The organism is Nocardia sp. CC227C (genome assembly GCF_030767025.1).
Classification (GTDB): domain Bacteria; phylum Actinomycetota; class Actinomycetes; order Mycobacteriales; family Mycobacteriaceae; genus Nocardia.
In genome coordinates this window covers 417,322-435,895 of sequence record NZ_JASITE010000002.1, presented here as the reverse complement: position 1 = coordinate 435,895, position 18,574 = coordinate 417,322, and the positions used below count along the sequence as shown (strand labels likewise).

Below are 18,574 nucleotides of genomic sequence, written 5' to 3'. Positions count from 1 at the left end.
TGCCGTCCTGGATGGACGGCCGGGGTTATGCCTCGACGGCGAGTTCGGTGCGGGCGGCGGCGACCATGGCGGCGGTGGCCGCGGGCAGGGTCCGTTGCGGATCGGGCGCGAAGTGCGGTGAGTGGTTGGCGGGGATGTGCTCCGGCAGGGTGTGGTCCGCGAGCATGACCGCGCGGTCCGATTCGGAGAATCGATCGAGGGGATATCCGCCGATATGCCAGAACACCGAGGGGCAGTCGGCCGCGGTGCCGAGCACGCCGAAGTCCTCGCTGCCGGTCTGCGGGTGCGGCAGGGTGAGCGCGGGAAGTCCGGCGGCGGTGAACGCGGCGAGCACCCGGTCGGTGTCGGCCGGGGTGTTGACCGTGACCGGGAAACGGTCGTAGCACTCGATCAGCGGCGCTTCCGGAGCACCGGCGGCATCCGCCTCGGCCCGGGCGAGCCGCTCGATCCCGTCGAGCATCAGCTGCCGCGCGCTGTCGCTGAAAGTCCGCAGGGTCAACAGCATTTCGGCGGTCTCGGGGATGATGTTGGGCCGGGTGCCAGCGTGCAGCGCGCCCACGGTGAGCACCGGTGACGACGGCCGGGCCGTCTGCCTCGCGGCCAGCGATTGCAGGCGCAGCACCAGCGACGCCGCCATCGACACCGGATCCACGGCCAGGTGCGGGGTGGACCCGTGCCCGCCCTTGCCGCTGAGCACGATGCGCACCGAATCCGAGGCGGCCATGATGGGACCGCCCTTGCTGGCGATCAGTCCCGCGGGCAGGGGGCTCACGTGCTGGCCCAAGCAGATTCGCGGTCGTGGCACCCGGTCGAGCAGGCCGTCGTCGAGCATGGCGCGCGCCCCGCCGCCGGTCTCCTCGGCGGGCTGGAAGATCGCCACCACGGTGCCGGCGACCGGCCCGGCGGCGAGCTGCGCGCAGGCGGCGAGCAGGGCGGTGACATGGATGTCGTGCCCGCACGCGTGCATCACGCCCGGGTTGCGCGACATGTAGTCCAGTCCGGTGTCCTCTTGCACGGGCAGCGCGTCCATATCGGCGCGCAGCCAGATCACCGGGCCGGGTCCGCCGTGCAGCACGCCGACCACCCCGGTGCCGCCGATGCCCTCGGTGACCTCCCAGCCGGGCATGGCGCGCAGCTCGTCGGCGACCAGGCGGGCGGTCTCGAATTCCGCGCCGGACAGCTCCGGGTGCGCGTGCAGGTGTCGGTACACCTGCTGCCAGTGCGGATCGACGGAGGCATCCGGCGCGGTGAAGCCGTTGCGCAGCAGTTCGTCCGGGGCGGTGGTCATGCGAGGGTCTCCTTCGGCTCGGGAGCGGATGGTTTCGGCAGCAGGGCGCGGAAGGCGTCGGCGGTCTGCGGCACCACGGTCGCCGCCGCGATGGCCAGCAGCGGCCCGATGGTCAGCGTCGCGAAGGCCGCGGCGTACCCGACGTGGTCGGTGACCGCGCCGAACAGCAGGGGGGTGACGACTCCGGCGAGCTGGCCGCCGAAGATGATCACCGCCGTGGCCGAGCCCAGCAGTTCGGTGGGCAGCGCCCGCAGCGGGACCGCGAACGCGGGCATATAGCACAGCGACGCCACCGTCCCCAGCACCGTGGCGGCGATGACGAACACGAGCACCGAACCGGCGTGCGGCAGGGCCACGGCCAAGGCGGCGGTGACGATCATGGCCGGTATCACGATCCGCCGGGGCCGTCCGCCGATGCGGTCCGACAGCCGCGCGCCCGCCACCGTGCCCACGGCCGCGAAGACCGTCGCGGGCAGGCCGATCAGCGCGGCCGTGCTGGTCGAGATGCCGTGCTCGTCGTGCAGATAGGTGGGCATCCACGCACTCAGACCCCACACGATCGCGTCATAGCCGAAGAAGATGACCGCGTACCCCAGCAGCGCCGGTGAGCGCATGACCAGCCGTCGCATTCGGTCGTCGCGTACCGGTGGGGCGCCGGGCGCGGTCGCCTCCGGGAGTGGCTCGGGCATCCAGCGTCGCCAGGCCAGCAGCACCGCGACGCCGAGCAGTGAGATGAGGGCGAACATGATGCGCCAGCCCACGGTGGGCAGCAGGACCGCGGCGACCAGGGCGGCCAGCAGGGTGCCGACCGCATTGGAGGCGTTGGTCCAGCCGCTTGCGGTGGTGCGCTGCTCGGGCAGGCTGCGTTCCGACAGCGCCTTGAGTGCGGCGGGCGGGAAGACGCCCTGCACCAGACCGAACAGGAAGCGCATGGCGAGCAGAGTGGAGAACGACCAGGCCACCGCGGTCAGGCCGGTGAAGACCGACCAGGCGAGCAGGCCGATGGTGCCCATCGTCAGTGCGCCGTAGCGGTCGGCCAGCAACCCGGCGGGGATTTGCATGCCCGCGTAGGCGAGGAAGAACACCGACACCACCATGCCCAGCTGGGTGTGGTCGAGTTGCAGGTCCTCGCCGATCGCCGGCAGTGCGAAGTTGATGACTATGCGGTCGATGTAGTCGGCGATCCAGGCCGCCGACAACAGCAACACCGTGATTCGAGTGGTACGCAGCAATCCCGTGGTTCTCCCGTGTGGCGTGATAGTGCTGTCACAATGGGTCATGTGTTCCACAGCACATCGGAAACGCCGGAATCCGACATCGGTAACAGCCCTGCGCAGAGTTTCGACGCGGCGGTCGAGTTCGGGGAGCGCGATCTGGATCTGGTGAACGCGCTGCAGATCAGCCCGCGGGCGTCGTGGTCCCTGATCGGCGCGTCCCTCGGCATCGACGCCACCACCGCGGCCCGGCGCTGGCAGCATCTCACCGATCACGGCCTGGCCTGGACCACCGCGTACGCCCCGGAGTTCGCCACCGTCGGCTACGTGCGGCTGCGCTGCCGGGCCGATACGGTGGCCGAGGTCTCCGCGCGGGCCAGTGCGTACGGCTGCGTTTTCGCGGTCGACCGGACCAGCGGGCGTTACGACCTGCAACTGTCCGTCGCCGCCGAGTCACCCGCGGCGCTGGACGACTTCCGCGTCCGCTGGCTGGCCGAGCATCCCGGCGTCGAGGAGGCCCGCCTGGCCGTGGCCGTGCACCAGTACTCCGACGGCAGTCACTGGCGTCCCCGCGCGCTGGACCCGACCCAGGAGGCGCTGCTGACCGAGGGTGACGAGCGTGCACCCGGAGCGCCCCGCCGCCGCCGCGGCGACCGGGAACTGGTACTGGCCCTCGGCGCCGACGCCCGCCGCAGTGCGGTCGAACTCGCCGCCGACACCGGCCTCAGCGACGCCACGGTGCGCCGCCGCATCTCGGAGATGAGCCGCTCCGGACGCCTGATCTTCCGCTGCGATTTCGCCCAGCAGGCCGCCGGTTGGCGGGTGAACACCAATATTCGCGCGCGTATCCCGGCCACCGAACTGGACGCGCTCGGGGCCGCCCTTCCCGACTGGCCGGAGATCCGCCTCTGCGTGGTGACCGCCGACGATGAGAGCAACGTCCTGCTGATCGCCTGGCTACGCACCCCTCAGGAACTGATCACCCTGGAATCCCGCCTGCTGCATCATTTTCCGACGCTGCGCATCACCGAACGCTCCTACACCCTCAGCGCCCTCAAACGCATGGGCCGCCTCCTCGACCTCCGCACCGGCACCGCGGTCGGGCACGTTCCATTCGACGTCTGGTCCTGAGCGCGATCAACCGCAGCGGGTACCCGCGTCCGATGACCCGGCCCCTTCGCCGGCGAACGGGTCCGGGAACAGAATCTTGTCGGAGAACAGTTCGAGTTCGACGATGACGCCGGTCTCCGGGTCCTTGATGCGATACCGGCCCCGGACATGCGGGAGTTGGCTGCCGCGGGACCGATTTCGAAAGCACGGACCTGGGAAGGCAAGCAGCCGTGGCTGATCACCGGATAAGCCGAGGGGCTCAACACCGACGGAACCGAGCACGCGCGCTTCCGCCGGATGCTGGCCAAGACGGTATGGTCGCCAAGACGGTATGGTCTTCGACCTCGCCACCGCCAACCGCGATCCGAATGTCTTCTCCGACCCCGACCGGCTCGACCCGGAGCGTTCGAACGCCGCCGCGAACGTGGCGTTCGGTTCCGGCAGGCATCAGTGCATCGGCCTTCAGTTGGCCACGATCGAAATGGGTCTGGTGCTGCAACCCTGTTCCGTCGCATCCTCGGCCTGCGCCTGTCGGCGCCGGTAGCGGAGATCGAGTTCGAACGCGAGGCGATCGTCTACGGCGTCCGCTCACTCCCGGTCGAGTGGTGAGCGTCTGTTGCAGATCACCGGCTTGTCGTCGACTTCCTCGCGATGGGTGACGGGGAAGTCCACGGTGATGGCCGGATCGGCTGCCGCAGCGAGGGTTTCGAAGGCCGCCGGGCTGAAGTGCCGCAGGCAGGTGATGTAGAGGTCGCGCACGGTCCCCGCCACCCCGGGACACGGGCACGCCCAGCCGCACCAGAATCGTGCCCACGATCGGGCTGTCGCGCTATTCGCAGCCCACCCCGTCGCGGTCGCGGTCGAGCCCGTATTCGTCCGGCCCGATGACCCGCACGGGTCCTTGCGTGTACACCGGCCCGTTGCCGCTCCCACCGGCGCAGTCCACATCGCTGACGATCGGCAGGCAGGGGTCGTACGAGGGGTGGCAGCTGGATTGTGCTGGCGCGGGGGCGATTCGGGTCACGGGTGGGGGAGGAGGGGCGACCGATCGCGTCTCGGCGGCGGGCGGTGGCTCTGCCTTGGTGGTGTCCGGGGTGGTCGCGGGCGGTGGCTCTGCCTTGGTGGTGTCCGGGGTGGTCGCGGGCGGTGGCTCTGCCCGGGTGGTGTCCGAGGTGGTCGCGGGTGGCGGAACAGACCGCGAGAACTGCGCGGCCGTGGTGGTATGCCGTGCTGTCGTGGAGGTGTCCTCGCCGGAGCCGGTGAGCAGGACGGCGAAGACCGCACCGATCACCACCACCCACGCCGCGACGGCGAGACCGGCGATCACCATGAGGACGGGGTATACCGCGCTGTGACGCGGTGGTCGCGGCGGATGTTCGCGGGGATATGACATTGTGTCCGCCTCGAACGCTGGAGGGTCGCGGCGCGACTTCGGCCGTGTACCGGCCTATCGCCCCCGCACCCGGGGCGTTACCCGATGGGTCGGCGTGCGCGGGTGTCCCGTCTCGGCTTGCAGTCGCTCGCGGGCGATGCGGGCGGCGATGCTGTGCACCGACCAGGTGTCGTGGCCGGCCAGGTGCGCCGGGTGCGTGGTGGTCAGGGAGGTGATGATCCAGGTCGTCATGACGCCGAGGCCGATTCCGAACAGAAACGGCAGCAGGAGGAATGTCATCTCGGTCTCCTGTTCGAGAGGGGTGGGAATCGTGTGCGTGGTGGGGGTATGCGGGGTCGTGGCTATCGGGTGCCCGGCAGTCGGCGTCGTCCGGTGGCGACCTCGTCGGTGAGGTCGTCGTAGCCGACGGCGAGTTCGGCGAGCCGCTGCCAGGCGTCCCACAGTTCCCATTCGTCGGCGGTGGCGAGGGCCGCGAAGGCGCAGGCGGTGAATTTCGACAGGCGGTCGATGACGGCCCCGAGGCTCTCGGTGTGGATGCGGGCGCAGCCGGGTGAAGGCGGTAGCCGCGCCGCGACCCACTGGTCGATGGCGCGGATCAGTGCGGCGCGTTGCTGCTCGATATCGTTGTGCGCCACAGGATTCGCGGTGATCCGGCGATGGTGTACCTCGGCCAGCTCGCTCGCCCAGCGCAGGACGGGGTGATCGCCGTGGACGGTGCCACGGCAGGCGGCGAGTACGCGATCCTTCGGGGGCAGCGTATCCATCAGCGCACCCGCCCTTGCCGGGCGGAGCGGTGTGCCTCTCGGTATCTCGGCGGGTTCGCTGTGATGGTCGGTCCGCTCATCGTTCCTCGATTCCCTCCGGAGATCCGAAGTGCCCTGGTGGGTGTGCTATGTATCACACGCTACGCCTGGTTGTAACAACTAGTCAATACGCATAGCGATACTGCTCTGAATGCCGGTGTTGTACGGTATTTGCGGCTCATTCGCAGGAAGGGGATCGGCATGGCAGAGACGTCGCCCGCAGTCGCGAACTGGGAGTTGATGCTGCGCCTCCGCAGTCGGGCAGACGAGCGCGGAGTGAAAACCGGAGCGATCGCGAAGGCGCTGGACGTCAGCCAGCAGTATTGGTCGGCGCTCACCAGAAGCCGGGGCACGCTCAGCGAAGACAAGCTGAAGATCCTGATGAACCTGCTCGAGTTCGAACCCGACGAGCAGGCGGAGTTACTGGAACTGCGCGATGTGGCGAAGGGGCGTAACCCGTACGCCGAGTACTCCGCCCTCTTCAACGATCAACTCATGCGGTACTACGGCTTGGAAGCCGGAGCGCAGAGCATTCGCAGCTTCGAGAGCGGCGTGATCCCGGGTCTGCTGCAGACGGAGGACTACATCCGGGTCTTGATGAAGGCCAGCGTAACCACCGGTCGGCCAACCGAAGTCGAGCAACGCGTCAGCGCGCGGCTGCGGCGACAGCGGCGACTTGATAGCTCCGACCCTCTCGAACTGTCGGTAGTGATGGGTCAGGCGGCGTTGATGTACCAGGTCGGTGGTAAAGACGTGCAGCGAGAGCAACTTCGGCACGTGATCGCACTGGCCGAGCGGCATCCCGACACTCTCGATATTCGCGTCATCCCCTACGAAGCCGGTGGCGCGATCGCAAGTCTCAACTCCGCCACCTTTCATCTCCTGGATTTCAAGAGCGCACGACTGCCCACGGTGGGTTGGGTCGAGTCCGCCGCATTCGGCGAGATCGCCGACGATCCCAAACGTGTGACCGCACTCGACTACCTGTACAACCAGGTTCAGGCGATCGCGCTCGACCGGAAGCGGTCGCTCGAACTGATCGACCGCGTTGCGAGCCAGCAGATAGGGTAGCGGTGTGAGCACCGAGTTCTTCAAATCCACATTCAGTGGCGGCGACCAGACCTGCGTCGAAGTCGCCCACCGCGCCGATTCCGTGCTCATCCGCGACAGCAAGTTCACCGGATCCCGTGCGCAACAGCCGATCCTGTCGATCGCCCCCACCCGCTGGCGCGCATTTCTCGACCTGGTCCTGACCGGCGATTCGGGAGCCATCGGCCCCGTGCGAATCACCGTTCACCCCGACGCCGGTGCCACCATCGCCGACGAGGTGGTCGCGTTGACCTACGACACCGAGGAGTGGGACGCGTTCCGCAAGGGCGTCGCGGGCGGGGAGTTCGACCGCCCGGAAGCGCTCTCGTGAACCTGGCTGCGGGGCCGTACACCCGATAGGACGCTGGCAGATCAGGTCTTTGGCCCGAACGCCTTGCGTGTGCTGGGCCTAGCCGTCGTCGGGGAGGACCCGAAAGTACTCGAAGTCGGTCAGCGGGCGCATCGCGCGGAAATCGCGTCGATCCAGCGTCAGTACCGCGTCGGTGTCGTATTCCGCCGCCAGCGCAACATTCACGGCGTCTGCCAGATCCAGTGCGAGGTCGCGGTATCGCTCTTCGACCGCTCGGGCGACCTTCAAGGTGTCGAGCCGAGCCTCTGGGATGGTGAACCGCATCCGTTCCACCTGCGTGAACAGATAGTCCATGAGGGTATTGCGATGGGCAAGGCCGAATCGCTGTCGTGCGAGATGGTCGACCTCGGTGAGTACCAGCTGTGAGATCACGATCAAGCTGGACTGTTCCAGCTGTTTACGACAGTCGGCGTGCTCGGGGGCGTTGCGATCGGCTGCCGCGATGATGCCCGAGGTATCCGCGATGACGATCAACGGCGCTGTGCTCCGTCGGCCACGGACCGCGCCACCGCTTCCTTGGTTATCGGCGTACCCGGGCCATCGAATGACGGGAAGTCCAACGGCTCGGACCACATCCGCAGTTTCTGCGCCGCCCGATGGATAGCTTCACGGATGATCTCCGCTTCGGAAACGCCACGGCGAGCAGCCGCATCCCTGATGACGGCAAGATCATCGGGGTCCGCGTAGACATTGGTTCTCTTGAGCGACATGTACCTATGCTAGTCCACGTTCTGAGGTGCGCGAATGTGGATAGTGACGAGAATATGCCGCAAGCCCGAGCGCGCCGGATCCGCCCGCGTGTATCCCGAGGTTGCCGCAGCTCGTCCCGCCGGTCGATCCAGGGGGTTCGTGATCACCCGTGATGGTGTCGTGGTCTATGCAGTGCCGGGACTGTATTGTCTGCTGTATGACCACGCGCTTGAACATAACGCTACCCGATGCGGTGGCCGAGAAGCTTCGTGCGGCGTCGGAGAACAAGCCGAGTGAGTACATCGAGCGGGCGGTGATCCGGCAGATGCTCGCCGACGATCTTCGCAAGCTGGCTGAGTGGGAGCGCGAGCATCCGGAGGACCCCGGGTGGGGTCGGACGAACGATGAGACCGCCGAGGCAATTCTGTTCGGGTCCGCCGGGTGAGTCACGCGCAAGGACAGATATGGAAGACCGAGAGCCGCCTCACGGGCGCGGTGGGGCAGGTCGTGATTGTCGACAGCGATCTCATTGCCGAGGCTCGGCAACGGATAGCCGTCGCTCCCGTGCGCCCGGCCCGCGAAATCCCTCGATCGCTACAGCTGCTCACCGCGACCCTGCCCGGCGGTGACGCGGTGGCGGTCTACGACCTCGCGGTGGTGCCGAAGAACACCCTCACCGAGAGTGTCGGGCACATCCCGGCCGACGCGCTGGACCAGGTGAAGGTCGCGCTCCGAGCCCGCTTCGACCTCTAGGCCGGGCTGGCCTGTGCGGCGGGGAGTTCGACCGCTCGGCGGCGGTTTCGTGATGCGAGCTGCGGGCTGGGCCGCTACTCCCACGGCCGCCGGGTTCCGTGCGAGGACACGGTATCGCCGCCCGACGCCGAGTGGGAGATACGGCCGCACGTGGCGGCGTTCGCAGGGGGGCGGCCGTTCCGCGTCTCGGTCCGGGGTGGGTGGCCTAGTCCGGTTGGGTGGGCCAGCCCGGGTATGCGGGTTGCACCGGCGGGGGTGTGTCGCTGTATGTGATCTCGTCCTCGACGGGTGCGTCGGGGTACAGGCTCAGGGTCCATTCATCGCATGATGCGTCGCTGACGACGTAGGAGATGGTCCATCCGGTGAACACGTTGTAGGTGGGTGCCTGCCAATGCATCCGGTCGGGTGCCGGGCTCGGTGTGGCCGTGGGTGTGGTGGTCGCGGGGGCGGGTGCGTCGTTATTGCGGGTGAACTGGGCCGCGAGGGAGACTCCTCGGCCGTACCACCTCCTGTATTGGCCGTCCTCGAGTTGACCGTAGGCGTTCGGTAGGGCGCAGAATTCGATGAGGTACCCGTCTCCGGTGTCCTGGATTCGCTGGATGTGGCGGAGCACCGTTCCGGCGATGGTTCCGCGGTAACGCTCGACCTCGTAGCGGGTCGTGTATGGCCGGTCCAGGGCTTTGGCGTAGCCGGGGTAGGCGTGGTCGAGTCCGGCGTAGCTGCCGATGATGTCGGATTCGTTTGCGGCTCGCATCAGTGTGGCGGGGGTGGAGAACAGGTCGATGCCGGGTTCGGCCGACCACACCACGGTTGCGTTGCGGACTTCGTCGGGTGGTTCGTATACGCCGCTCGAGGGGGGCGTGCTGGTGCTGGTTGTCGGGGTGTCGCTGATGTCGGTTCGGCCGCATCCGGCGAGGAGGAGTAGCACCGCGCCGATGGTCGCGGTGAGTCGTGCCGGTGTTTGTCGTGTCATCCTGCGGGCCATGAGTTCGAGGAGTCCTTGGGTGCGGCGAGGCCAGCGAGTACATCGTTGGCCGATCTCGCGCGATCGAGGGAAGAGATCTGGTCGCCGAGTGCCACGTTCTCACCGTCGTCGGCTCTCTGGCCGTAGGCGTCGAACTTCGTCGTGTCGATGCCGACCTGAGTGAGTAGTGCGTTCACCCGATCTGTGGAGAGGGTCCGGTCTTCCTGCGACTTGTCTTGGGTGTCGGCGCTGTAATCGGTGTAGGTCTTGAATCGTTGTCCGCTGGCGTCCTTGTACTCCGGAGGCACGTCATTGATGTCGATCCTGCCTTGGTTGGTGAGTTCCAGCAGGGCGTTGTACTTGCGGTGGTCCGGGTCGCCGAAGGTGGTCGCGCCGAAGTTGCCGCCCTCGGTGGTCAATGGGCTGTGCGGGCCGACCTGGTCGGGCCGGAAGTTGTACTTCAGTGGATCATTCGGGTCGACCTGTTCGGGGTCGAACGGGAACACGCCCAGCTTGAACGGTTCGGATGCGGCCGCGACCGCGGCCCCGCCGGGACCCAATCCACCGGTCAAGATCTGCGCGCCGGTGTAGGCGGCATTCCAGTTCGCGGTCTTCTCGCTGGCGGCGTCTCTGGCCTCGCCGGTGCGTTCGGAATACTCGGTCGTAAGCGCTTCGGTGACCGCCCATTCCATCCGGTTGGCGTACCGGCCGATATCGGGATCACCGGCGCCGGGCATACCGGGTGTGACGAATACCTTGTCCATCCGCTGGGATTCCGCCAGGGCCGCGCCGTTGATGATCTGACTGGCGTCGGGGTCGGTGGACAGTACGCTCAACACCCGCACCGTTTCTCGGGGGCCGAAGTCATTGCCGAATCCGAGGGTTCCGGACAGATCATCGGGCATGCCGACCAGTTTGCCGACGAACGGTTGCAGCGCCTCGGCGACCTGCTTCGAGGCATCGGGTGACATCCCGGCATTGTCCAGCGTGCCGAGATCGTCGGGGTTCTGACCGGACAGCAGCACCTTGAAATTATTGGTGCCGTCGGCGGAGTCTGTGGTGGAGATGATGTCGGCGAGTCCGCGTGCGGCTCGCCCGGCCTGGGCGGCCTGGTCGGACTGGGCTTGATAGTCGGGGTGACCCGGCGGCACGGTGACGTGCGCATCCTGTGGGATCCAGTCGGTCATCGCCCCGAGCAGCGGACTGTTCGGGTCGCTGGATTCGCGTTGCAGCAGCGACAGCATCGCGGTGTCGGGGTGGTAACCGTCGCCCAGGATCTCCGGTCCGCCCTCGCCGGTGAAAATGGCGGTGGTGCCCTCGTGGTTGCGGGAAGCGATCTCGATCGCGTTGGTGAGCGAATCATCCAGCGGGACGGCGGAGTCCGGACCCAGCTGAATGTTGTGCGATTCCAGCCAGGCCAGATGCATGCCCTGTCGGTGCAGTTCGGTCGACAGTTTCGTGCCGGGCTGGTAGCTCTGGTCCGACTGTGCGAGAGCGTCGAGGAATCGGCCCTGCTGGGTCAGGAACGTCCCCTGGTTCGCGATGCCCGGCAGCCCCATGTCGGGGTACTGGCCGGCATTGTCGTCCGGTGCCGCGCCGCTGAGGCTCACCCGGGTGGAGATCATCCGCTGGGCGTCGGCGGGTAGGCGGTCGTAGCCGCCGGGGGTCTGGGTGCCGTCCGCTCCGACGCCGACGACCTTCTCGTTCGACAGCAGCATGACCGCGTTGCCGAGGGCCTGCGCCCGCGCTTCGCCTTCGGGCCCCTGCGCCCGCAGTTGCTCGCTGAGTTCGGCGAAGCCCTCCGGTCCGGCGCTGTCGAGGAGGCGTTGGGTGAACTCGAGGGTGGAGGCGGGGACGACGACGGTCGCACCGGCTGCCAGTGCGGCCTGGTCGTCGCCGGAAAGGTTGATCTGGTCGAGGGCCTGCTCGATGCGGGTCATGGCCTCGGGCGGGACCGGGCCTTCCTCGGCGATTTCCGCGCCGAGGTCCGCGCCGGTATTGCCGTCGACCGATGGCACGGCACCGTCTCCGGCATCGGTCAGCTCCGCGAACGCGGTGTCGATGCCGGTGACGACGCTCTGCGCGGCCGTCGCCGCCCCGGACAGCCCGGCTTGCAGGGCGCGGGTGTAGTCATCGGCTTGGCGTTCCAGCGCCGCGAGTTTGATGGTCGCGCTGTCGGCATCGTCGTCGGAGAGCGCGTTCGCCACCTGCGCCAGCGACAGCGTCACGGTGCCGTCCTCACTCCAGAGAAAGCCGCCGGAGGTGATCGCAGTCAGCAGTGTGGTCACCGTTTTCTGGGCGAACCGCAGGGGCTCGAGACCGTTGCCGATGGCGGTACCGGCCGCTTGCAGCGCTCCGACCGTCCGGTAGCCGGTGTCGCGGACGGTCACGCTCTTGTCCCGCAGGCCGTTGCCGAACTTGCCGACCAGGTAGTCGGCGGAGTTGCCGATATCGTTGTAGGCACCGTCGAGTTCGGTCTGGAATGTGCTCGCCTGCCGGGTCCAGAAACTGCCCTGCTGCTCGAGCTGTTCGAGTTGCCAGTCGCGTACCTGCGACACGGTGGGGGACTCGCTCATCGCTGGTCCTCGTTACCGGGGGAATCGGCTCGCGGAGTCGGCTTCCTGCGCCAAGACCGCGGCGAGCCCGTTGCCGGTGCGCACGGCCATCACCCGGACCTGCTCGGTGGTCGCCGTCATGGCGGTGGTGGCCCGGGTGGAACCGGCCGTACACGCCGCGTTGATCCCCGTCCCGGGCAGCAGCGGGGCCATGGTGAGCAGCGAGGACAGCGTCTGGTCGTCGGCGCGGATCGCGCCGAGCGTCTCCGCGGCGGTGTTCATCGCCGACACCAGGCCACGAACTCGCTCCGGATCGACGAAGATGAATTCGTCGGCGTCGTAGCTCATCGGCCGATCCCCCTCGGGTCGATCTGGGCTGCTTCCGCGGTTACTCTACTGGACGCGGATCGCGGGATTCCCGCGCCGAATCGTTTCGTCAGTCGGCCGCGATAGGCGACTTCGGCCGCAGCGGGTGATAGTCCTCATCGTCCTCGTCGCCGCGGCCGTAATCCATGCGCGCGGGTGGCTGGGTGGCCGCCGGTGGCAGGTCACGCTGGGGCGCGTCCCCGATCTGTTCGACGATCGCCGCTGTCCGGGGATCGTCGCGCACCTGGCGAACCAGGTCTTCGACCTGCGCCTGTGCCTGCTCGCGGGCGCTGTTGAGCAGGCGCGTGAGCAGCGGGCCCAGCCGCCGCCCACCCGGAAACGCGTCTTCGTCGATGTGGACGGTGGTGACCCGGCCGTCCGCCTTGACATCGACGTAGACGCCGTCGGCTCGGACGGCGGCATGCCCCTCGGTCAGCGCCTCGGCCAGTCTGTCCAGCTTCGTGCCCAGCGACTCGGCGGTACCGAGCGAGTCCGATCCCGGCCTGTTCACCCATCCCCTCCTTCGAACGATTCGTACGAGAACAGTACCCAGTGGGATCGCGGGCCACGTCTTTCGCGTGTTTCGCCCGTAGAACCCGGGGCTTGTTCGCCATCACCCGCGATGGTGTCGTGTGTCTACGCGCGGTGCGGGGTCGGGAGGAGCCCGCCGCGGGAAGACGGCGAGAGGGAACATTCGTGGGAGACCTGGAGCGGGTCGAGACGCGACGTGCGGAGCTGACCAAGGAGCTGCTGGCCTACTTCGGGTCGATGGCCGAGATCGAATTGTCGCCGGATGACGATATTTTCGCGCTCGGGCTGGTGAATTCGCTGCGGGCGCTGGAGATCGTCGTGCACGTGGAGAAGACGTACGGGATCGCGGTCGAGGTCGAGGATCTCGAGCTGGACAATTTTCGGAGTGCGGCGCGGGCGGCCGCATTCGTCGAACGCAAGCGGGGCGGGGACAGCCGCTCGTGATCGCGGTGGACGAGCTGGTACGGGCCGCGGCCGTGGAGGGCGCGCGGTGGGACCGCGACGGACTGCCCGATGCGATGGTCGAGCGGGCCGCGCGGGCCGGGATTCTCGGCGCGGATCGGCCCGTGGCCGTCGGCGGTGCCGGATGCGATGCGCGCGAGCTGGGAGAACTGGCCGCGACGCTGGGGCACGCGTGCACCAGTCTGCGTTCGCTGCTGACGGTGCACGGGATGGTCGCCGCGGCGGTGGACCGCTGGGGCACGGCCGCACAGCGCGACGAGTGGCTGCCCCGGCTCACCTCCGGTGACCTCGTCGCCGCGCTGGCGGCGACCGAGGCCGGTGCGGGCACCGAACTGTCCGCTGTCGCTACGACTTTCGAACCCGACGGCCAGGACTTCCTGGTGACCGGCACCAAACTGTGGGTCACCTTCGGTCAGCGCGCGGACGTCTATCTCGTGCTCGGCACGAAGTACGTGTCGTCCGCTTCGGCGTCCGGGCCGACCACGCCCCCGGGCGGACTGTGCGCGGCACTGGTGGATCGGCGTCGTCCCGGTGTCGTGGTGGAGCCCGCCGACAGCGGTCTCGGCCTGCGCGGCGCGCGGTTGGCTACCATCCGGTTCGACCGGGTGCGCATCCCCGCCGCCCAGGTGATCGCACCGCCCGGATTCGGCCTCTCCCACGTCATCGGCACCGCGCTGGATCACGGCCGCTACACCGTCGCCTGGGGTTGCGTCGGGCTGGCGCGCGCCTGCCTCGACGATGCCGCCGCCCACGCCGCCACCCGCGTCCAGGGCGGCACCGCACTGGTCGAACACCAGTTGATCCGCGCCACGCTCGGCCGCGGCTGGGCGGAGGTCGAAGGGGCGCGGGCACTGTGCGAACGCGCGGCCGACGCCCGGATCGCCGGATCGCCGGAGGCGCTGATCGCCACCGTCACCGCCAAATACGCCGCCGCCGCGGCCGCCGCCACGGTGAGCGAGCGCGCCGTGCAGGTGCTCGGCGCGGCGGGCTGCGCACCGGACGGTCGCGTCGGCCGGTTCTACCGCGACGCCAAGGTCATGCAGATCATCGAGGGAGCACAGGAGGTCGCCGAGGTGACCATGGGTGAACATGTCGTGCGGGGTGCGCGATGACGCACGACCGCGTACTGCTGGGCCCGGTCGCGGCCTGGTTCCCGGATACCGTGGCCGAGGTCGCCACACTGGCGGAACTGGCCGAGCTGCCCGCCCACCGCCGCGACCACGCCCTGGCCCTTGGCATCGACACGGTACGCGCGGCCGACGACATGACCGAGGGCGATCTCGCCGCCGAGGCGGCGCGCATCGCCCTGGACGAGGCCGCGCTCGACGCCGCCGATCTGGACGCGCTGATCCTGGTCACCGGCCGCGCACCGCGCTACCTGCTGGCCTCGGAGGCGACCCGGCTGCAACACCGGATCGGCGCGACCCGCGCCTTCACCACGGCGGTCGGCGATCTCGGCTGCGTCTCCGTCTCCGCAGCGCTCACCCTGGCCGCCGCGTTGGTGCGCGCCGAAACGCGGTGCCGCACAGCACTCGTGGTCACCGCGGCCAAGACGCCCACCCGCCACCGCTACCGCGCCCCCATGACGCTGCTCGGCGACGGTGCGGCGGCGGTGCTGGTCACCACCTCCGGTGCGGGTCGTTGGGAGTTCGTCGACCAGATCGTGCGCAGCGAAGGCAAATACGCGGACCTCTTCCGCGTCGACTACCGCGATGTCGACGCCGACGACTGGGTGGAGGAGTGCGCCGACGAGTCCGTCTACTCGTTCCGGCTCGCCGTGGAGAGCAAGAAGCGATTCGACGCGATCATTCCGGAACTGCTGTGCCGCAACGAAGTGCCCGCCGACGCACCGGGAGCGCTGATCATGCAGAACCTGTCGGCGGGTGCCTTCGCCTTCTGGGAGGAGGCGCTCGAGCGCCCGGTCGACAAGGTCTGCCGCGCCAATCTGGCGGCCTACGGCCACCTCGGTTCGATGGACATGCTGGTCAATCTCGAAGCCGCCGCACCCACCCGCGCGACCGATGAGTACGCGCTGCTGTTGAACAGCAGCCCGGTCGCCGCCTGGAGCGCCGGACTGCTGCGGAGGCTGTGATGACGACAGTGAAATGCCTGGTCTGGGACCTCGACGACACCGTATGGCCCGGCGTCGTGCTGGAATCCGACGGCGGCGCACCGAAACCAGAAGTGCTGCGAGCCATCCGCGTTCTCGACGAGCGCGGCATCCTGCACGCTGTCGCGAGTCGCGGCGAACCGGCCGCCGCCACAGCGCATTTGCGCGCCCACGGCATCGAGGACATGTTCTCGGCCGTCGAGATCAGCTGGGGCCCCAAGTCGGAGGCCGTCCGCCGCATCGCCGCGGCCCTGAATATCGGCCGCGACACTGTCGCCTTCGTCGACAACGATCCGGTCGAGCTGGCCGAGGTGGCCACGGCCCTTCCGGAAGTACGCTGCTACCCGGCCGATCGCATTGCCGAACTGCCGGAGCTGCCCGAATTCACGCCCGCCACCACGACGTCCGAGGCGCGCCAGCGCCGCGCGCTGTATCGCGCGGAACGGGAACGCCGGGAGTCGCAGGCCGAATTCCGCGGTTCGGACCAGGACTTCCTCGCCTCGCTGGATCTGGTCATGACCGTGCGCCCGGCCACCGAGGCCGATCTGGTGCGCGCACACGAGCTGACCGAACGCACCCACCAGCTCAATACCACCGGCGTCACCTTCGACCTCGGCGAACTGCGGGCGCTGTGCGCCTCCCCGCGCCACGAGGTGCTGGTCGCCTCGCTCACCGACCGCTTCGGCGGCTACGGCACCATCGGGCTGGCGGTGACCGAACGGCGCGGGTCCGATGCGGTGCTGCTCCTGCTGCTCATGTCCTGCCGGGTCATGTCGCGCGGCGTCGGCACGGCGTTCATCGCCGAGGTGGTGCGGCGCGCCGAGGCGGCCGGTTTGCGCCCGGCGGCGGAATTCGTTGCCACACCGATGAATCGGGTCATGCTGGTGACGCTGCGTTTCGCGGGCTTCGATGTGGAAGAGCGCGACGGTGACCGCATCCTGCTCGTCTGTACGACCCCGGCCGCGAGTATCGGCGGCGCCGATCATGTCGAGGTGGTCCGATGAGCACGGATCCGCGGAGCGACCGGCCGGGTGCCGACCTGCTCGACGGGCTCCTGCGCCAAGTCGACCGGGTGCCCGATCGCACCGCTCTCGTGGTGGGGGAGCGCTCGGTCACCTACCGCGAACTCGACACCGCGACAGCGTCGCTGGCGCGTCGACTGCTCGCGGCCGGGGTGCGTACCGGGCAGACGGTCATCGTCTACCAGCAGCAGAGCCTGGATACCCTGATCGGGATGCTCGCGGCCCGGCGCGCGGCGGCGGCCTGGTGCGTGATCGAACCCGGCCACGGTGGCGAGGCGTCCCTGGGCGCGGTGCTGGCCGCGGTGGACTGCGGGGCCGTGATCATCGACGGTCGCGATCCGCTCACCCCGGGCGGCATGGCGGCGGCACCGGCGGACACGACGGGGGGTCCGCCGGTGCTCGACATCGCCGTGCCGGCGGATTCGCTCGAGATACCGCTGCCGAGTCGGTCGCTGCCTCGAGCGCCCGCCTACGCCATCACCACCTCCGGCTCCACGGGGGTGCCCAAGGTGGTCGTGGTGTCCCGCGCGAATCTCGCCACCTTGATCGGGTCGCGCGACTACCCGTACACCGATGGCGAACTGGTCACCTTCTCGGCCATGCGGCTGATCTGGGACGGCTCCCTGATGGCGCTGGCCTGGGCACTCACGATGGGTGGCACGAGCGTGCTGCCCGACGCCCGGATGCTGCGCGACGCGGACGCGGTCGCCGCACTCGCCCGTCGCCACGCGGCGACACATCTGGTCGCCACCCCGTCGTTCTATCGACTGTTGCTGCCGCGCCTGGTCGAGTTGCGGTCGACGCTGCGTATCGTGACGCTGGCCGGGGAGGCGCTTCCGGCGCGTGTGGTGGACGAGCACCGCGAGATCCTGCCCGCCGCCGCCCTGCGCAACGAGTACGGCCCCACCGAGGCGACCGTCACCTGCATCGTGCACCCCGTTGCGGACTCCCCGAGACAGGTGGTGCCGATCGGCAGGCCGACCGCGGGCAGCACGGCGCATCTGCTGGATGCCCGGCTGCGGCCGGTCCGCGGTGGCACCCGGGGCGACCTGTACCTCGGCGGCGGACAGATCACCGATGGCTACGCCGCCCGTCCCGGCCTCACCGCAACCCGTTTCGTGGCCGATCCGTTCGCCGCCGAACCGGGTGCGCGCATGTACCTGACCGGAGATCTCGCTCGCACGGACGCCCGCGGCGATATCGAGTTCCACGGTCGCGCCGACAGCCAGCTCAAGGTTCGCGGCGTGCGCATCGAACGCGGAGCGGTGGAGACGGTGCTGGAAGCCCACCCCGCCGTGCGCGACGCGGTCGTTCTGCCGGTGACCGATGTCGACGACACCGTGTACCTTGCCGGGTTCTGGGTGCCCGTGGACAGCACCGCCGTACCGCCGGCGTCGAGCGCACTGGCCGAATTCTGCGCCGAACGTCTGATGCCCGAGGCGGTTCCGGCACGCTTCGTCCCCATCGACGCCCTGCCGATCGCGGCCGGCAGCAGCAAGCTCGACGAGGCCGCTCTGCACGCCTTGCTGAGCAAACCCGCTGACCGGCAGCCGGTTTCGCGGGACGACTGGTCCGACACCGAGCGCGCGATCGGCGAGATCTGGTCGGAGGTGCTGCTGCACGACGAATTCGACCGCGAGGACCGCTTTCTCGACGTCGGCGGCAACTCCCACCGCGTGGTCGCCCTGCATATGCGGCTGGAGGCGCGCTGGCCGGGCGCGATCTCGGTGGGCCTGCTGTTCGATCTGGACACCGTGGCCGCGCAGGCCGCCGCGCTGCCCGCGGATCCGGCGCACACCGCCGAACCCGCCGCGGCGGCCGATACCCCCCTGGCATTCGAGGTGTGAAGGACAT

The 18,574-nt window shown here is 68.8% G+C and carries 23 protein-coding genes; 11 read left to right on the top strand and 12 right to left on the bottom strand.

The genetic code is table 11. The features are described from left to right. Positions 1 to 25: 25 nt before the first annotated feature. Both QMO76_RS05065 and QMO76_RS05060 read right to left on the bottom strand, forming a co-directional pair. Complete coding sequence (locus QMO76_RS05065) at positions 26 to 1,288, bottom strand: amidohydrolase (protein WP_306359996.1); 1,263 nt, start codon at positions 1,286 to 1,288, stop codon at positions 26 to 28. Further along, the gene (locus QMO76_RS05060; protein ID WP_306359995.1) at positions 1,285 to 2,520 is read right to left on the bottom strand and encodes an MFS transporter; all 1,236 of its coding nucleotides are present in this window, start codon (positions 2,518 to 2,520) and stop codon (positions 1,285 to 1,287) included. The genes QMO76_RS05065 and QMO76_RS05060 overlap by 4 nt, the downstream gene beginning before the upstream one ends. A gap of 48 nt (positions 2,521 to 2,568) precedes the next feature. On the opposite strand from QMO76_RS05060, the gene QMO76_RS05055 reads away from it, so the two are divergent. Both QMO76_RS05055 and QMO76_RS05050 read left to right on the top strand, forming a co-directional pair. Continuing rightward, positions 2,569 to 3,633 (top strand): Lrp/AsnC family transcriptional regulator, encoded by a 1,065-nt coding sequence (locus QMO76_RS05055; RefSeq protein WP_306359994.1) that lies wholly within the window; start codon positions 2,569 to 2,571, stop codon positions 3,631 to 3,633. A gap of 310 nt (positions 3,634 to 3,943) precedes the next feature. Then, positions 3,944 to 4,156: a cytochrome P450 gene (locus QMO76_RS05050; protein ID WP_306359993.1), complete on the top strand. Its 213-nt coding sequence runs from the start codon at positions 3,944 to 3,946 to the stop codon at positions 4,154 to 4,156. Between the two features lie 44 nt (positions 4,157 to 4,200). Here the strand turns inward: QMO76_RS05050 and QMO76_RS05045 are convergent, their stop codons facing one another. From QMO76_RS05045 to QMO76_RS05030, 4 genes are all read right to left on the bottom strand, one after another. After that, positions 4,201 to 4,383, bottom strand: a complete 183-nt coding sequence (locus tag QMO76_RS05045; protein WP_306359991.1) for a hypothetical protein — start codon at positions 4,381 to 4,383, stop codon at positions 4,201 to 4,203. A gap of 58 nt (positions 4,384 to 4,441) precedes the next feature. Further along, positions 4,442 to 4,942, bottom strand: a complete 501-nt coding sequence (locus QMO76_RS05040; RefSeq protein ID WP_306359990.1) for a hypothetical protein — start codon at positions 4,940 to 4,942, stop codon at positions 4,442 to 4,444. Between the two features lie 117 nt (positions 4,943 to 5,059). Beyond that, positions 5,060 to 5,284, bottom strand: a complete 225-nt coding sequence (locus QMO76_RS05035) for a hypothetical protein (RefSeq protein WP_306359989.1) — start codon at positions 5,282 to 5,284, stop codon at positions 5,060 to 5,062. A 62-nt stretch (positions 5,285 to 5,346) separates the two neighbouring features. Further along, positions 5,347 to 5,769 carry a DUF4254 domain-containing protein gene (locus QMO76_RS05030; RefSeq protein WP_306359988.1) on the bottom strand — a complete coding sequence of 141 codons (423 nt, stop codon included), beginning with the start codon at positions 5,767 to 5,769 and terminating at the stop codon, positions 5,347 to 5,349. Positions 5,770 to 6,009: 240 nt separating this feature from the next. On the opposite strand from QMO76_RS05030, the gene QMO76_RS05025 reads away from it, so the two are divergent. Together QMO76_RS05025 and QMO76_RS05020 are read left to right on the top strand one after the other, a co-directional pair. Then, positions 6,010 to 6,879: a helix-turn-helix transcriptional regulator gene (locus tag QMO76_RS05025; protein WP_306359987.1), complete on the top strand. Its 870-nt coding sequence runs from the start codon at positions 6,010 to 6,012 to the stop codon at positions 6,877 to 6,879. Between the two features lie 4 nt (positions 6,880 to 6,883). Next, positions 6,884 to 7,228: a DUF397 domain-containing protein gene (locus QMO76_RS05020; RefSeq protein ID WP_306359986.1), complete on the top strand. Its 345-nt coding sequence runs from the start codon at positions 6,884 to 6,886 to the stop codon at positions 7,226 to 7,228. Between the two features lie 78 nt (positions 7,229 to 7,306). On the opposite strand, the gene QMO76_RS05015 is transcribed toward QMO76_RS05020, so the two are convergent. Further along, on the bottom strand, positions 7,307 to 7,741 hold the full coding sequence (locus tag QMO76_RS05015) for a type II toxin-antitoxin system VapC family toxin (protein ID WP_306359985.1): 435 nt from the start codon (positions 7,739 to 7,741) through the stop codon (positions 7,307 to 7,309). Then, a complete protein-coding gene (locus tag QMO76_RS05010; protein WP_306359984.1) occupies positions 7,738 to 7,977 on the bottom strand; it encodes a CopG family transcriptional regulator in 240 nt (79 codons plus the stop codon). The genes QMO76_RS05015 and QMO76_RS05010 overlap by 4 nt, the downstream gene beginning before the upstream one ends. Before the next feature lie 197 nt (positions 7,978 to 8,174). Between QMO76_RS05010 and QMO76_RS05005 the strand changes: the two genes are divergently transcribed. Together QMO76_RS05005 and QMO76_RS05000 are read left to right on the top strand one after the other, a co-directional pair. Further along, complete coding sequence (locus tag QMO76_RS05005; protein WP_306359983.1) at positions 8,175 to 8,402, top strand: hypothetical protein; 228 nt, start codon at positions 8,175 to 8,177, stop codon at positions 8,400 to 8,402. Next, a complete protein-coding gene (locus QMO76_RS05000) occupies positions 8,399 to 8,710 on the top strand; it encodes a hypothetical protein (protein ID WP_306359982.1) in 312 nt (103 codons plus the stop codon). The genes QMO76_RS05005 and QMO76_RS05000 overlap by 4 nt, the downstream gene beginning before the upstream one ends. A gap of 205 nt (positions 8,711 to 8,915) precedes the next feature. On the opposite strand, the gene QMO76_RS04995 is transcribed toward QMO76_RS05000, so the two are convergent. From QMO76_RS04995 to QMO76_RS04980, 4 genes are all read right to left on the bottom strand, one after another. Then, on the bottom strand, positions 8,916 to 9,683 hold the full coding sequence (locus tag QMO76_RS04995) for a hypothetical protein (RefSeq protein WP_306359981.1): 768 nt from the start codon (positions 9,681 to 9,683) through the stop codon (positions 8,916 to 8,918). Further along, positions 9,680 to 12,250, bottom strand: coding sequence for a hypothetical protein (locus QMO76_RS04990; protein WP_306359980.1), 2,571 nt, complete (start codon positions 12,248 to 12,250; stop codon positions 9,680 to 9,682). The genes QMO76_RS04995 and QMO76_RS04990 overlap by 4 nt, the downstream gene beginning before the upstream one ends. 12 nt (positions 12,251 to 12,262) lie before the next feature. Next, the gene (locus QMO76_RS04985) at positions 12,263 to 12,577 is read right to left on the bottom strand and encodes a hypothetical protein (RefSeq protein ID WP_306359979.1); all 315 of its coding nucleotides are present in this window, start codon (positions 12,575 to 12,577) and stop codon (positions 12,263 to 12,265) included. 88 nt (positions 12,578 to 12,665) lie between these two features. Continuing rightward, positions 12,666 to 13,106 carry a hypothetical protein gene (locus tag QMO76_RS04980; protein WP_306359978.1) on the bottom strand — a complete coding sequence of 147 codons (441 nt, stop codon included), beginning with the start codon at positions 13,104 to 13,106 and terminating at the stop codon, positions 12,666 to 12,668. A gap of 185 nt (positions 13,107 to 13,291) precedes the next feature. Between QMO76_RS04980 and QMO76_RS04975 the strand changes: the two genes are divergently transcribed. From QMO76_RS04975 to QMO76_RS04955, 5 genes are read left to right on the top strand one after another with little or no spacing between them, the layout of a single operon-like run. Further along, positions 13,292 to 13,570, top strand: coding sequence for an acyl carrier protein (locus QMO76_RS04975; RefSeq protein WP_306359977.1), 279 nt, complete (start codon positions 13,292 to 13,294; stop codon positions 13,568 to 13,570). Further along, the gene (locus QMO76_RS04970) at positions 13,567 to 14,700 is read left to right on the top strand and encodes an acyl-CoA dehydrogenase family protein (protein WP_306359976.1); all 1,134 of its coding nucleotides are present in this window, start codon (positions 13,567 to 13,569) and stop codon (positions 14,698 to 14,700) included. The genes QMO76_RS04975 and QMO76_RS04970 overlap by 4 nt, the downstream gene beginning before the upstream one ends. After that, the gene (locus QMO76_RS04965) at positions 14,697 to 15,680 is read left to right on the top strand and encodes a 3-oxoacyl-ACP synthase (protein WP_306359975.1); all 984 of its coding nucleotides are present in this window, start codon (positions 14,697 to 14,699) and stop codon (positions 15,678 to 15,680) included. The genes QMO76_RS04970 and QMO76_RS04965 overlap by 4 nt, the downstream gene beginning before the upstream one ends. Further along, positions 15,680 to 16,702 carry an HAD family hydrolase gene (locus QMO76_RS04960; protein ID WP_306359974.1) on the top strand — a complete coding sequence of 341 codons (1,023 nt, stop codon included), beginning with the start codon at positions 15,680 to 15,682 and terminating at the stop codon, positions 16,700 to 16,702. The genes QMO76_RS04965 and QMO76_RS04960 overlap by 1 nt, the downstream gene beginning before the upstream one ends. Continuing rightward, on the top strand, positions 16,699 to 18,567 hold the full coding sequence (locus tag QMO76_RS04955) for a non-ribosomal peptide synthetase (RefSeq protein ID WP_306359973.1): 1,869 nt from the start codon (positions 16,699 to 16,701) through the stop codon (positions 18,565 to 18,567). Before QMO76_RS04960 ends, QMO76_RS04955 begins: the two co-directional genes overlap by 4 nt. The last annotated feature ends 7 nt before the right edge of the window (positions 18,568 to 18,574 follow it).

Excerpts from the sequence above, each read along its gene's own strand:
- QMO76_RS04965 (WP_306359975.1), top strand. The coding sequence starts at position 14,697 with ATGACGCACGACCGCGTACTGCTGGGCCCGGTCGCGGCCTGGTTCCCG.
- QMO76_RS05030 (WP_306359988.1), bottom strand. The coding sequence starts at position 5,769 with ATGGATACGCTGCCCCCGAAGGATCGCGTACTCGCCGCCTGCCGTGGC.
- QMO76_RS04960 (WP_306359974.1), top strand. The coding sequence starts at position 15,680 with ATGACGACAGTGAAATGCCTGGTCTGGGACCTCGACGACACCGTATGG.
- QMO76_RS05050 (WP_306359993.1), top strand. The coding sequence starts at position 3,944 with ATGGTCTTCGACCTCGCCACCGCCAACCGCGATCCGAATGTCTTCTCC.
- QMO76_RS05005 (WP_306359983.1), top strand. The coding sequence starts at position 8,175 with ATGACCACGCGCTTGAACATAACGCTACCCGATGCGGTGGCCGAGAAG.
- QMO76_RS04985 (WP_306359979.1), bottom strand. The coding sequence starts at position 12,577 with ATGAGCTACGACGCCGACGAATTCATCTTCGTCGATCCGGAGCGAGTT.
- QMO76_RS05040 (WP_306359990.1), bottom strand. The coding sequence starts at position 4,942 with ATGGTGATCGCCGGTCTCGCCGTCGCGGCGTGGGTGGTGGTGATCGGT.
- QMO76_RS05025 (WP_306359987.1), top strand. The coding sequence starts at position 6,010 with ATGGCAGAGACGTCGCCCGCAGTCGCGAACTGGGAGTTGATGCTGCGC.
- QMO76_RS04955 (WP_306359973.1), top strand. The coding sequence starts at position 16,699 with ATGAGCACGGATCCGCGGAGCGACCGGCCGGGTGCCGACCTGCTCGAC.
- QMO76_RS05035 (WP_306359989.1), bottom strand. The coding sequence starts at position 5,284 with ATGACATTCCTCCTGCTGCCGTTTCTGTTCGGAATCGGCCTCGGCGTC.
- QMO76_RS05010 (WP_306359984.1), bottom strand. The coding sequence starts at position 7,977 with ATGTCGCTCAAGAGAACCAATGTCTACGCGGACCCCGATGATCTTGCC.
- QMO76_RS04990 (WP_306359980.1), bottom strand. The coding sequence starts at position 12,250 with ATGAGCGAGTCCCCCACCGTGTCGCAGGTACGCGACTGGCAACTCGAA.
- QMO76_RS04995 (WP_306359981.1), bottom strand. The coding sequence starts at position 9,683 with ATGACACGACAAACACCGGCACGACTCACCGCGACCATCGGCGCGGTG.
- QMO76_RS05065 (WP_306359996.1), bottom strand. The coding sequence starts at position 1,288 with ATGACCACCGCCCCGGACGAACTGCTGCGCAACGGCTTCACCGCGCCG.